10 protein-coding genes, 1 tRNA gene and 2 pseudogenes are annotated in these 13,800 nt (G+C 41.1%); 3 read left to right on the top strand and 10 right to left on the bottom strand.

Going from position 1 to position 13,800, the window contains the following annotated elements; genetic code table 11:
- Positions 1–42 precede the first annotated feature (42 nt).
- The 6 genes from H6G74_RS15410 to H6G74_RS15385 form a co-directional block, all read right to left on the bottom strand.
- Positions 43–210 carry a hypothetical protein gene (locus H6G74_RS15410; protein WP_190968509.1) on the bottom strand — a complete coding sequence of 56 codons (168 nt, stop codon included), beginning with the start codon at positions 208–210 and terminating at the stop codon, positions 43–45.
- A 205-nt stretch (positions 211–415) separates the two neighbouring features.
- Entirely contained in the window at positions 416–667 is a 252-nt protein-coding gene (locus H6G74_RS15405) for a hypothetical protein (RefSeq protein ID WP_190968508.1), read from the bottom strand.
- A 93-nt stretch (positions 668–760) separates the two neighbouring features.
- Positions 761–913 carry a ribbon-helix-helix domain-containing protein gene (locus H6G74_RS31830; RefSeq protein ID WP_390849953.1) on the bottom strand — a complete coding sequence of 51 codons (153 nt, stop codon included), beginning with the start codon at positions 911–913 and terminating at the stop codon, positions 761–763.
- 167 nt (positions 914–1,080) lie between these two features.
- Positions 1,081–1,153, bottom strand: a tRNA-Ala gene (locus tag H6G74_RS15395).
- Positions 1,154–1,167: 14 nt separating this feature from the next.
- On the bottom strand, positions 1,168–1,896 hold the full coding sequence (locus H6G74_RS15390; RefSeq protein WP_190968506.1) for an HAD family hydrolase: 729 nt from the start codon (positions 1,894–1,896) through the stop codon (positions 1,168–1,170).
- The gene (locus tag H6G74_RS15385; protein WP_190968505.1) at positions 1,893–2,807 is read right to left on the bottom strand and encodes a class I SAM-dependent methyltransferase; all 915 of its coding nucleotides are present in this window, start codon (positions 2,805–2,807) and stop codon (positions 1,893–1,895) included. The genes H6G74_RS15390 and H6G74_RS15385 overlap by 4 nt, the downstream gene beginning before the upstream one ends.
- A 205-nt stretch (positions 2,808–3,012) precedes the next feature.
- Here H6G74_RS15385 and H6G74_RS15380 point away from each other — a divergent pair.
- Positions 3,013–3,474 (top strand): annotated as a pseudogene (locus H6G74_RS15380) (RtcB family protein); the annotation flags it as partial.
- Positions 3,475–3,885: 411 nt separating this feature from the next.
- Positions 3,886–4,605 (top strand): annotated as a pseudogene (locus H6G74_RS15375) (RtcB family protein); the annotation flags it as partial.
- Positions 4,606–4,668: 63 nt separating this feature from the next.
- On the opposite strand, the gene H6G74_RS15370 reads toward H6G74_RS15375, so the two are convergent.
- From H6G74_RS15370 to H6G74_RS15360, 3 genes are all read right to left on the bottom strand, one after another.
- Entirely contained in the window at positions 4,669–8,757 is a 4,089-nt protein-coding gene (locus H6G74_RS15370) for an FG-GAP-like repeat-containing protein (RefSeq protein WP_190968504.1), read from the bottom strand.
- A gap of 740 nt (positions 8,758–9,497) precedes the next feature.
- Entirely contained in the window at positions 9,498–10,388 is an 891-nt protein-coding gene (locus H6G74_RS15365) for a phosphodiester glycosidase family protein (protein WP_190968503.1), read from the bottom strand.
- A 176-nt stretch (positions 10,389–10,564) separates the two neighbouring features.
- Entirely contained in the window at positions 10,565–11,377 is an 813-nt protein-coding gene (locus H6G74_RS15360) for an SDR family oxidoreductase (protein WP_190968502.1), read from the bottom strand.
- A gap of 310 nt (positions 11,378–11,687) precedes the next feature.
- Between H6G74_RS15360 and H6G74_RS15355 the strand changes: the two genes are divergently transcribed.
- A complete protein-coding gene (locus H6G74_RS15355; protein WP_190968501.1) occupies positions 11,688–12,098 on the top strand; it encodes a MerR family transcriptional regulator in 411 nt (136 codons plus the stop codon).
- A gap of 264 nt (positions 12,099–12,362) precedes the next feature.
- Here the strand turns inward: H6G74_RS15355 and hemN are convergent, their stop codons facing one another.
- Positions 12,363–13,745, bottom strand: coding sequence for an oxygen-independent coproporphyrinogen III oxidase (gene hemN / locus H6G74_RS15350; RefSeq protein ID WP_190968500.1), 1,383 nt, complete (start codon positions 13,743–13,745; stop codon positions 12,363–12,365).
- Between the last annotated feature and the right edge of the window lie 55 nt (positions 13,746–13,800).

The following is a 13,800-nucleotide window of genomic DNA, read 5'->3' as shown; positions in this document are numbered from 1 at the left end:
GTCTTTTAAGTTTCTGATAGGTTGTATCAGAGTTAATAAGGTTTATTTATCTTTACTAGCTGGCTCTAGCAGGTCAAGCATGATTTTGATGTAGGCGGTTAGAGTGACCCTTTGCCCGGTTTCAGCCATATAAGCTATGTGATCCATAGTTAGCTTTTGGTACTCATCTAAGCTAAGGCGCAAGGGTAAGGTTTTCTTGTCGGCTGCCATATTGATAACCTCTGATGTCTTTGATATCTATGACATCATTGTAGCCTAAATATCAGCCGATGTCAGCAATAACTGGCACATTTAAGGCATAAACTGGCACACCAGGTTAACCTATTATGAGTAGATTTCAGTATTATGCCTGCCCTATTACCCGCCTTAGAAACCAAATAACCCTCTAGGGGTTAACCTAAAGGGTCTTAAGGGTTTATTTAGGCGGTCTAGTAGCCGAGCCATTATGGTATTTGACTTTTAACTTAGGCGATTGGTTATCCCTCTTGGCGGACTGCTCTAACTGCTGAAGTTTTATAAAATCTGCCCTTTGCTCTGGGCTTAGGTTATCTACAAAGTCTACTCTAGCCTCGGTGATACCATTAACATGACCTTTCTTAGCTAATACTTCCTTTAGTCTCTGTCTTTGTTCTGGGGTTAAGGCTTTCCAAATACTAGCTTTATTCATAATCCCTTATCCTCAAGATACTTAGTTAACTTAGCGATCGCCTGGGTATTCTCATCAACCGCGCTATCAATCCTTTCCAGGGTTGCATTTAAGTTACTCAGGGTAGTCTCTAGGGTTATCTGAGACTGCTTGACTGATAAGTATTCTGATCTGGGCTGCCATAGAGATGCTATGGGAGTTAGCCAAGACTTGTAGTTGGGAATAGAGTTTATCATTTAGGGCTATGGGTATCCTTTTAGATTTCATAGGAGATATCAGTTAGATACCTATAAAGTGTCAGGGTTAATAATGACTCATACTAGTCAAAGGGATGACTTAGACACCACTTGTTATTGTCCTAAGCATGAAATACCATTAGGACAGCATTAGGACAGTTAGGACAGCCTTAGTAATCTTAGAAGGCAAAGCCTTAATGGAGAATAGGAGACTCGAACCCCTGACCTCTGCGGTGCGATCGCAGCACTCTACCAACTGAGCTAATTCCCCGCTACCAGAGTATTCTAACATTCACTTACCCTTGGCTGAGGTTCTTTGCCAGAAAACACGTTCTGCACTCGTTCGAGTTCTAAATCAGTCAAATAATCTACAGTCCAGTTACAGCAACGCTGAAGCATGTGGAAAGGATAGGTATTGGCTACACCCACAACTTTCATGTTGGCTAGTTTTGCTGCTTGGATACCTGCGGGGGTATCTTCAATGGCGATACATTCTTGCGGTTGCAAATTTAATTCGGGATATTGTTGGTTAAAGCGTTGCACTGCTAACAAATAACCATCTGGTTTGGGTTTACTGGTGGTGATGTCGTCGCCTGCGACAATAACTGTAAAGTATTCTGCAAGTTTGGCGCGGTTGAGTACTAATTCTATTTCTTTGCGGAGTGCGCCACTCACTAAACCTAAATAAAGATTTTGCGATCGCACCTGATAAATTAAATCTTCTACACCTGAATATATGGGCAGTTTCTCTAATTTTTCCAGTTCCAGCACATAAGCTTCAGCTTTGCGGTGAAGTAGCTGGTTGAGATACTCTTCCGTGACTACTCTACCGCGATTTGCCAGCAGTTCTTGAAAACAAGCGCGATCGCTCCTGCCCAAACAAGTCTGACGTTCTTGGGGTTTTTGGGGTTGGAGATTCTCATTCACGAGAATCTCATCGATTAATTGCAGGTGAATGCGTTCATCGTTAATGATGACACCATTAAAATCAAACAGAACTGCCTTTAAACTCATGCCGTTATGCCAAATACTGGAGATTCTAAACCCTCCAAATCATTATTATCTATTGTGCTGTCTGTTGATCCCTTACTACTCTGGCGGACTGTGGCTTGCATAGCTGAACCTGTAATCATAGTTGGTTTTATCCCGCTACTGACTTGATGTATCCACCAAACATCGTCAGTCCGTACCCCTTGAAACCCCGCCGCACCCAGACGCGCATCTACACTGTCAGCAGCATACTCATGAATATAGGGTTCCTCAAAGATATTATTCAGCCAATCTAATTGACGCAGGGTTTTTTGACTGCCATCTAAAATTAAAACTTGTCCACCAGCTACTAATAACCGAAAGCTTTCTTGCAAAATTGCTTGGGTAACTGCACTTGGGGTTTCGTGAAATAGTAAAGACGCGGTAACTAAATCAAACGAAGCATCGGGGAAATGGGTTTGCGCGGCGTTGCCATGTCGCCAGATAATATTTAAATTGGCAGTTCTGGCTTTATCCTCTGCCCTCACTAGCATATATGGCGACAAGTCCAAACCAATCACTTCGGCTTGGGGGAAAGCTTGTTTTAACATCAAAGTTGTGGAACCCGTACCACAACCCAAATCAAGTATGCGCCTTGGTTGAACTTTTACCGCATCAATCAATGCTTGACGCACCCAAGTTTCATTCGGTGGTAGGGCGTATTCCGTAATTGGGTCATAACTTACCGCCGCACTAGAATTGAGATATCCGCCTTTGATACCGTGAAAATTTTGCTTGTAGTACGCAGGAATTGTAACATCGGCAGAACGAATGCGATCGCCCTCTTTTTCCCAATCAATACTCAGCGCGTATCTTTTTAACTTCTCCTCATCAATCAGAAAACGCACTACCGGAGATAAAAAACGTTCCCAGATGGTATCTTGAGCCGTTGCCATAATATTTATTTAGTCATTTTCTTGACAAATTTTAATGTATCTTGCCAAAATCTGCTTTGCTCACCAAGCACCAGAATTGACATTCATCTAATTTTTGTATTACAACTATATTACAAGTGTTATTATGCAGGCAATTTATCGAAACTCAATGCAAAACTTGATTTACAGCAGAATTATCACCATCCAATATATCTAAATCAACAAAATGCCTTACGAAAACTTAGAAATTAATACACAAACACCTGTTCTATCTTGGGCAAATCATCCTTTAGCAAGTGATGAAACCAAGATGGCGCAAAATGTGGCATCACTACCATTTGTATTTAAACACGTCGCCTTAATGCCAGATGTGCATTTAGGAAAAGGTGCTTTAGTTGGTTCTGTAATTGCTACTAAAAATGCCATCATTCCTGCTGCTGTGGGCGTGGATCTTGGTTGTGGGATGTGTGCTATCAAAATGCCATTTAGTGGCGATAAATTAGAAGGCAAACTCAAAAAAATTCGCCTTGATATTGAAGCAGCAATTCCCACAGGTTTCAACGAAAATAAAGAGATTGAAAAATCAGTTACTAACTGGCAACGTTGGCATGATTTCCAAGATTTGCACCCTGGAGTGCAGGACTTGGAAAATAAATCGATGAAACAAATGGGTTCTCTTGGTGGGGGTGAAAGATTGCCCCTTACTGTAGTAATACAGTAATCAAAACTCGTCCAAATCGGTGAAAGCTGAGATTGCTAATACCGAGGGAAGCGGTAAAACGCCCCGTAGAGAGCAGAGGGACTTGGGCATCCTAAATAGCTAATAATTTAGGATGAAGGTGTGCTCCGAACTATACCGAACAAGAAGGTATAGAATCAAGCAGAAATGACTTGATCGATTGCTACTTTCATTTATTGAAAGTGCTTAATAAAAATCAAAATAGTCAGGACTTACGCAGAAGTATAAATAAACGAACTGCAAAGGACGCAAAGGACACGAAGTTATAAGAGTTTTAGAGAGTTATTGCGTAAGTCCCAGTAGTGTAGAAATGAGGCTATGGAGACTTAATAAATTAAGCCAGCAATCAGTAACAAATTGAATCATTTTATTGAAGTGTGCCTCGATACAGAGAACCAAGTTTGGCTAATGTTACATTCTGGTTCACGTAACATCGGGAATAAGTTAGCTCAATGTCACATTAATACTGCCAAAGAATTAGCCAAGATGGCGGGGAATAATTTACCTGACCCAGATTTAGCTTATTTTGTGGCAAATACACCAGAATTTCAAGCTTACTGGAATGATTTGCAATGGGCGCAAGACTATGCACGTTTCAACCGCGATGTGATGATGATGCGTTTTAAGCACATTATTGAAAAACATTTGGCGGGTGGAAAAGTAACTAAACCTTTATTGCAGGTAAATTGTCATCACAATTACGCCGAAAAAGAAGTACATTTTGGCGAAGATGTGTATGTCACTCGTAAAGGAGCAGTCCGCGCCCAGACAGAAGATTATGGGATTATTCCTGGTTCAATGGGGGCGAAATCTTTCATTGTCAAAGGCAAAGGTAATGCTCATAGTTTCTGTTCTTGTAGTCATGGTGCTGGCAGATTATTATCCAGAAATAAAGCCAAAAATGTCTACACACTTGATGACTTAATTGAACAGACTAAAGGTGTAGAATGTCGCAAAGATAATGATGTTTTGGATGAAATTCCAGGTGCTTATAAACCAATTGAGCAAGTAATGGAAAATCAATCTGATTTAGTCGAAGTTGTGGCGACACTCAAGCAAGTTGTGTGTGTCAAGGGTTAAAGTAACCAGGATAAGAAAGTGGCGGGTATGAATCCTCCACTTTCTTGACAATGAATAGAAAATCTACACCACGGTTGAAAGATTTATTTTGACAATTAAATCATTAAAGTCGCGATCGCCACCACCAGATAAATCTTCAAAACCAAAGGTATTATTTCCTAATAAGCGAATGTGATCAGCTTTGTCAGCATTAGCACCCAAAAACGGGAAATAAATTGCCGGATTATTATTTGGATTACTATCTAACAGTGCATCGGGACGACCATTCACAATAATGAAGGGAATAAATATTCCCCCTGGTTGGAAAGTACCAGTAAAAGAGGCGCTACCTTGATTACTCACAGCCAAATCAATCCCAGCTACTCGATTACGCACCGCCGCTTCAATATAGCCTGCTTGTCCTGTAAGTAAATCAACCGTACCGTCACCATTGGTATCAATTCCCCCATTTTCATCAACTACCTGATAAAAGCCGACATAGTTGTCGTAGGCTGCTTCTCTGTAAACAGAAAATTCGGCTTTAACGGCAGTTTGTACATCTCGTAAATCAATAAGTTCCCCTTGGAAATCATTTTGCAGATTTGTACCCAAAGGTAAATCTTGATCTGTTTGCTGAACTCTCACCACTAAATGATTAAACTCTGTCGCATTGTTATTAAAAGGGTCTTTCCAACCTATAGAGAAAGTATTTTCACCCAAGTCAGTAATTTTTTGTGTGGTGACACTAGAAAACAGTAACTTGTTAATTAAGCCGGGATTGTTGCGTACAGAATCAAGTGTACCGTCAGTCACTAATAAAAAGCGGAAATCCTGACTACCATCTAGTTCCAGTATGCTGCTGAGATTGTTATAGTCAAAGCCATTGGGGTTATTATTTAGTGCCGATAAAATTACCCTTGACCTTGTTAATGCGGCTTCGGCATAACCATTTGCACCAGGAGCAATACCGTCAATCGTACCTTGAGCATCATCAACAGTAAATAAACCCAGTTCATTGACGACATTGGCACTACATCCAGTCAACTGGACTTTTAGTCTGACTTTTTGATTTTCACCTGACAAGAAAAAGACATCATCTTTGGGGTTAGTCAATCCTGTTGCTTCATTTATCCCCACATTCACATTACGAGTAACAGCAATACTCTCGGCGGAGCCATCATAAACAAGAAAACTGATAGTGCGGATGCCAACGCTGGGGTTATTGCTCCTGTTGCGATATTTAATACTTCGCAGTGCTGCTTGATATTGAGCAACTGTGGCAGTACCACTTAAGGTTAAAAAACCATTATCGTAGTCGCCCTTTATGCCGTTTTGCTCAGTGAAATCAAGAATGTCTTCTAGGCTGTTAAAACCATCATTAATGCGAATTACGGCAATAGTTAAGTTAGGGGAATCAACGTCGGTAACAGTAATGTTAGAGTCAATATTTATGCTGCTGTTGTTGATATATTTAACAGCATTTTTTGTAGTAACAACAACAGGGGCATCATTGACTGAACTTACATTAATATTACGAGTGGCAGTATTACTGGACAAGTTATTATTGACGACAAAGCTGATGGTGCGGGTGACAGTGCTGGGGTTATCGCTGCTATTGCGATATGTAATACTTCGCAGTGCCTCTTGATATTGGGCAACAGTAGCAGTACCAGTTAAAGTTAAAACCCCGTTGCTGTATCTGCCAGTAATGCCGTTTTGATTAGTAAAGCTCAAAATGTCTTCTGTGCTGACAAAACCACTAGTAATACTGACGGTGGCACCAGTCAGGTTTGTGGAGTCAGGATCAATCACTGTCAGGTTAGAGTCAATGGCTGTAGTGGCGTTTTCTGTGTAGTCGAGGGTGCGGCTAGTAGCAATGATAATAGGGGCATCATTGACTGGACTCACACTAATATTGCGGGTAACAGTATTGCTATCTAGGTCGCCATCATTGGCAACAAAACTAATGGTGCGGGTGGTGGTACTAGGGTTATCGCTGGTGTTGCGATATTTAATACTTCGTAGTGCGGTTTGATATTCGGTAACTGTGGCAGTACCAGTTAAAGTCAAAACACCATCGCTATAACTGCCAGTGATACCATTTTGATCTGTGAACTCAAGGATGTCTTGATCTGGTGCAAAACCACTGGTAATGCTGATGGTGGCACTATTTAGGTCGCTGGAATTAACATCATTAACGATGAGGCTAGAGTCGATCGCTGTAGCCGCATCATTTTCTGTGTAGGTGATGAGATTTGTACTGGTAAGAGTAATGACCGGGGCAACAGGTTCTACAATTGTTAAAGTAGCGGTGTTATTTGCGCTCAGGATGTAGTTTGAGCCAGATTCTAGATTAAGAATAACTGTTTCGTTGGGGTCGGTTACATTATCAGCTACAGCTACAACTCTTAAGGTGGCAGTAGTTTCTCCGGCGGCAATGGTGAAAGTGTTGCCTGAGACAGCAGTAATATTTGTGCCGGCTTCTAGAGTGTAGTCGGTGGTTGTAGTGGCGGTGCTACTGTTGGTGTTAAAGTTGACGGTTAAGCCACCATTTGGGGCAGGAGAATCGAGGGTAATGGTAAACGTGCCATCTGCAATGCCTTCTTTGGGGTTAGTACCGGCAGCAATGCTGATTTTGGTGGTACTCAACAGCACTGAGACGTTGCTGTTGTTGAAGTTAGCAACAGCCAAGTCGAGCTTACCATCGCCGTTGAAGTCTCCCACTGTGACTGAGCTGGGATTAGTGTCGACGGTGAAGTTGGTTGCGGTGCCGAAGTTGCCTGTACCATCACCTAACAGCACTGAGACGTTGCTGTTGTTGAAGTTAGCAACAGCCAAGTCGAGCTTACCATCGCCGTTGAAGTCTCTCACTGTAACTGATCTGGGACTACTGCCGACGCTGAAGCTGGTTGCGGTGCCGAAGTTGCCTGAGCCGTCGCCTAACAACACTGAGACGTTGAGGCTGCCTTCGTTAGCAGTAACCAAGTCGAGCTGGCCGTCGCCGTTGAAGTCTCCCACCGTGACTGACCAAGGACTACTGCCAACGGTGAAGTTGGTGGCGGTGCCGAAGTTGCCTGTACCGTCGCCTAATAACACCGAGACGTTGTTGCTGCCTTCGTTAGCAGTAGCTAAATCGAGCTGGCCGTCGCCGTTGAAGTCTCCCACCGTGACTGACTGGGTATGAAAGTCGGCACTGAAGTTACTGGCAGTGCCGAAGTTCCCTGAGCCGTCGCCTAAAAGCAATGAGACGTTACTGCTGCTGTAGTTAGCAACAGCCAAGTCGAGTTTACCGTCGCCGTTGAAATCTGCTACTGTGACTGAGATCGGAGTAGTATCGACGGTAAAGTTAGTGGCGGTGCCGAAGCTACCTAAGCCATCGCCTAAAAGCACAGAGATGTTGTCGCTGCTCGGGTTAGCAACAGCCAAATCAAGGTTGCCGTCGCTATTGAAGTCTCCCACTGTGACTGAGGTGGGACTAGTGCCAACGGTGAAGTTGGTGGGTGTGCTAAAGCTACCTGTACCATCACCTAAAAGCACAGAGACGTTATCACTGTTGGAGTTAGCAGTAACCAAGTCGAGGTTGCCGTCGCCGTTGAAGTCTGCCACTGTGACTGACTGGGGGTTACTGCCGACGGTGAAGTTAGTGGCGGTGGCAAAGGTCACTAGCACTCCAGGGTAGGCTTGTTGAATTTCTGCTGTTAACGCCACCTGTGAGGTGATTTCCCCTAGCTTGTGTTCTAGTTCCCAACTTCCCCCTTGTTGGGCGTTGCCAATTTTCCCGGCTGAGGCAGCAATATTCGCCTTGGTATTTTGGTGCAGCTTTTGGATAAATCTTTTACCTTGTTCTCCTTTGGCAACTTCACACCCATAGATGAGGATTTCTGCGGCTTGCCATTGTTGTAGTTGTTGGCTGTAGCTGTGGAGGTTATCTAAATTGAGTTGGCTATTACCTAGTTGCAAGCAACCTGGGCTACCGTGGGCAATTATTTGGATACTGGCTGCTGGGTAGTTTCTGCACAGGGCGCTGATTTGAGCAATACCATCTATATGTTTGTTGAGGACGGTAACTTTAGCTGTGGGTAGGATGCCTGACTGTAGTATTTGATAGTCATCAATTCCTGCATCAATAATGACTAGAGTTTGTTTTGTAGCAGTAGTAACAGTAGATGCCATAATGTTTCAATCTTTTGACTGGAGGGTTAATTGGGCTATAGTATTTCTGACTCTAGCGAGGTAATAGACAGGAAAAATTAACCGCAGATGCACCCAGATAAACGCAGAGAAACTTGTACCTCAGCAAACTAGAAAAGGTGAAACGAACACCTAGAAATGAAAAAAATACTTATACTTTTTTAGCTTAAATTGATATAAAAATTTACAGTACTATTACTGTGCTTAACTGATTTCAAAAGAAGTTTAAGACAATCTATTTATGTATAATTGCTGATTTAATTTTTATTTATTAGTAGTATTTGTATTAACTCAAATCACTTGTTGACTTGATTTTATACGTATGTATAGTTGGTAACTAAAAAGGTTGGGTTTCACTTTGTTCCACCTAATCTACATTGATATATTTTTTGTTTATGCTTTTACAATCTAATGCTCAGGCTGCTCTTCCTGTAGAAATACTTGCTTCGCATCATTTTATTGACTGGTTGCAATTCCAGATATTCATGATTTAGCGGTGGAAACTGATAACTAACGGATTATATTTATCAGCACTATATTAAATGGTCTGGCTACGGTCAGCGATCGCCATAGTTGCATTCCTTTAAAATTAACCGAAGCGATCGCCCAATACGAACAAATCATTAGCCAATATCCCCAATATGCCCCAGCTTGGTATCAGTTGGGGGTAATTATAAAATGAATGACAGCACAAAGCTTTTAACCCTGTCACCTGTCACCTATTACCTGTCCCCTGTTATGTCTTGGACTAATAAAACGGATTTTACAGGTCGCTTGATAACATTGCCTTGTAAATCAACTTTGCCGTAGAAGGCTTTACCGTTGTAATAAAGGGAAGATGAACTACCGCCATCCAAGTTCATTGCTTCGGCTGCGCCCAGCTTTTTCATTAAATCTGCTAGTTGCGATAGAGATACACCAGAATTATTCGGTTGTGAAGGCTTTTGAGCTACCATCACTAAAAGAATACTGCGATCGCGGGTAATACCTACAGCCGTTCTAGCGTTGGGTTGTTTACTTCCAATTGCATCGCGTCCGTTAGTATTATCTACAAAAGCTTCCTGCTCTGGTGTGAGTTTTGGTAAAAGTCGTGGCCCAGCACCAATAGCGTCAATTATGCGACATTTGGCTGGTGGTGTTTCATTATGCACAGCTATGGCGTAGCGAGTTGTTTCTCCACACAAGTAACGGCGAAATTGACTCCGATTTAAAATTGCAATCAAGTAAGGTCTTAATTTGGGATTATTAATCAATCTCTCATTATTTCTGGGGTCACCTACCAATTGACCATTAGCAATAATATAAGATGTAGATTTTTCGTTGGCTGGGTCAAAAAAGCCAGCGTTGATAATAGCCACAGCTTGATGCTTTTGGGCAAATTCTTCTACAGTGTTTGTCTGCTGTGATAATGCTGGAGTAACTACAAACTTGCTGTTGGCTGGAATTAACAAAACATGAGCTATACCTTGGGGTAAGGTGCGTTCAAAGTAACGGATGGTTTTTGAGTTGGGAATTGCCGAAGATATCGACTTTGGTAACAAACTTATACCCAACCACAAAAGCAATACACCAACACTCACTATAGTTAAACTCAGCAGCCAAATTTTTCTCATCTGCTCACACTCAACCTTGCTGCATGAATATTACAGCAGAATTTAAGAATCAGAAGTTAGAATTTACGATCAGAATGTTTAAAATTACGGTAACCTCTCTCGCGCCATTGGGCGTGTAAGGGTGTAAGTAAGCAAAACCCTTACACCCAATTTCAATATTTTTTGAGAAACCAAAATTATTTTGTTGTCCGCAACATCACAGTCTCAACTAAAGACCGCCATAATTTATCAGGGAGAATTGCGTGCAGAACCAGAAACGCTTCCCCATAAGGAGAATAACGCAGTCTTGCGGAGCGATCGCTGGCTGCTCGATAAATTGTTTTAGCCACACCTTCCGGCGCAGCTAAAGAATCATTAATCTTCTCATTAAAGCTTTTCACTTGATAGACCATATCTGTATAGGCAGGATGATTTGCCCAGACAATGCCGTGATTAATAAAATTTGTCTTAATCCCACCAGGTTCAATAATTTTGACACGAATTCCAAAACTTCGTAGCTCATAGCGTAGAGATTCAGAAAGTCCCTCTACCGCCCATTTAGTTGCATGATAAGAAGACACAAGTGGAAAAGCCAAACGACCACCAATCGAAGCCACATTAATAATTGTGCCTCCGCCTTGTCTCCGCAAAATAGGTAAAATTTTTTGAATCGTCGATACAAGTCCAAAAAAATTAGTTTGAAATTGATGTTCTAACTGTTCTGGTGTCACTCCTTCCAGTGGCCCCATGAGCGCATATCCGGCATTATTAACTAATACATCTATTTGTCCAAAAGCTGCTAATGTCTCATGCAATGCAGACTCGATGGTGTCTGGATTTGTGACATCCAAATACGGACAGATAATATTTTTTGCCTTTGTCCAGTCGCCAGCTTTTTGTGGCGATCGCATTGTTGCAGCAACATTCCAGCCTTTATTTAAGAAATACTTTGCTGTGGCTTCACCAATTCCACTCGAAGCACCTGTAATCAAAACTGTCTTACGCATCATTGGCTTCCTGATTTCAAAATCGCTATCTGAAAGAAAGCCTAAACTGTAGAGTATACTCCACAGTCAAGTGATCAGTTGGTGCGTTTTTCATTTGTACATTAGACCTCTTGCATAAATACTTTGGTGTTGCTGACAATATTATTTAAAAGCTCACGCAAAGGCAAGGCAGCGCGTTGGGCTGGTTCCCCGACTTGAAGCGACTGCCGCGCAAAGACGCAAATAAGAAGGCAGAAAAATTATATATTCCGATTTTTCAATTATTCGTGCAAGAGTTCTATTTTAGGAGTGGAGACTGTCATAGTCATGACAAATGACCAATAACCAAGGACAAATATTACAGGTAAATCTGATGCTAATTGGCGAACTCTCTAAGAAAACAGGATTATCAAAAGACACGATCCGTTTTTATGAAAAAATCGGATTGATTGCTGCTAATGAAAGACAGGCAGGAAGCAGAATATATAAAGAATTTAGTGTCGAGACAATAGAACATCTGCGGCTGATCAATCAAGGTAAAGCCTTGGGGTTTACCCTCAATGAAATTAAACAGCTAATTGATGAATGGGGAAGTAATGAACTACCTAAAACTAAGCAAATACTGATTATTGAATGCAAACTTCAAGAAATCACTGAAAAAATGCAACAACTAGCAGAAATCAAAACTTACCTAGCAACAAAACTCACTAGGCTACAACAAGAAGTATATGCCGAGACTCTATAGAAATCCGGTTTGATTTCTGAATTGGCTGATTCTTCTCCCAATCAAATATGAGTTTTAAGTAAGTCGGTGAGAAAAAACCTAACTATGTTACGAAAGATTAACTAAGCTAAAAACCTCTTCCCTCCTGCCTTATCCTGACGATAAATATTCACAACGACCTACTTATATCTAGTATTATTTTCTTCTTAGGACTTACACAGTGATACCAAAACTAAAGTTTAAGACATAGCTTAAACTAACTCCAAAATTAATCACCATTTAGAGTTAAATTGCCCTAGAAAATTGCTTATCTTGCTGTTGATGATGAGCATCAAAAACAACAGCAATATTTCTCACTAATAATCTGCCGATGTCAGTAATTTGCAGGTGATGGGTAGATAACTTTAGTAATCCATCTTCAACTAATGGTTGTAAAGCTGATAATTCTTGAGAGAAATATTCATCAAAATTGATATGATATTTCTCTTCAATATCTTGTTTGTACAACTGAAAATGAGACATGATGCACATAATGACATCTCGACGAATAATGTCATCTTGAGTAAGTTTGATGCCTTTACTCACAGGTAAAACATTGTTAGCAACTGCTTGATAATAATCTTTGAGGTGTTTATGGTTTTGGACGTAAGCATCGTTCAACATACTAATTGATGTTGACCCAAACCCAAACAAATCTGTACCAGCGTGGGTGGTGTAACCTTGGAAGTTGCGTTGTAGGGTGCGATTTCGTTGGGCGATCGCTAATTCATCGTTCGATTTAGCAAAATGATCCATCCCAATAAATAAATACTGGCTACTGGTTAATTCCTCAATCGTCATTTTGAGAATTTCTAACTTTTCTTGCGGTTTTGGTAATGCTTCTGGGGGAATATTTTTTTGTGCAGGTTTTAACCAAGGCACATAAGCAAAGTTAAACACCACAATTCGGTCTGGATCTAATGCAACAGTCTTTCTAATTGTGTCTCGAAATGTTTGCAGAGTTTGATAAGGTAAACCATAAATTAAATCAACATTCACACTATCAAACTTGGCTGCTTTAATCCAATCCATGACATTAAATAACAAGTCTTCTGGCTGGATGCGATTCACAGCGACTTGGACTTCATTATTAAAGTCTTGGATACCAAAACTCACACGATTAAATCCTAGCTCCCGCAAAAAGAAAATATATTCTTTATCAACGTAGCGGGGATTAATTTCAATGGAAATTTCTGCTTGGGGGTCAAATTCAAAATGTTGTGTAATTTTCTTCCACAAAAATTCCACTTGTTCCAAGTCTAAATAATTTGGTGTACCGCCACCCCAGTGCATTTGTAATACCTTTCTATCGGGAGAAATCAAGGTAGACATCTGCTTGATTTCTTGCGCCAAATGTTCTAGATAAGGTTTGGCAATATTCTTGTTGTTGGAAATTACTGTATTACAGCCACAGAAATAACAAGCACTTTGACAAAAAGGAATGTGGAAATAAAATGATAGCGGAGATTTTCTCTGGTTAGAAGCTGCGATCGCTGTATGAAAATCTTCTGTTGTAAATGTTTCGCTTAACTCGGTAGCCGGTGGATAACTTGTATATCTCGGTGCAGCTGTGTCGTACTTTTTGATCAAATCCAAATCAAACTTGACACTGGGTAATATGAATACCATCAAAACCTCCAACGTAATGGGTAGGCTGGATTTTCCAACTTTCAAAAAATCAGCC

Source organism: Nostoc spongiaeforme FACHB-130, from assembly GCF_014698475.1.
Lineage (GTDB): Bacteria > Cyanobacteriota > Cyanobacteriia > Cyanobacteriales > Nostocaceae > Nostoc_B > Nostoc_B spongiaeforme.
Note: the sequence above shows the minus strand (reverse complement) of the source record. Positions and strands in the feature narration are given on the sequence as shown.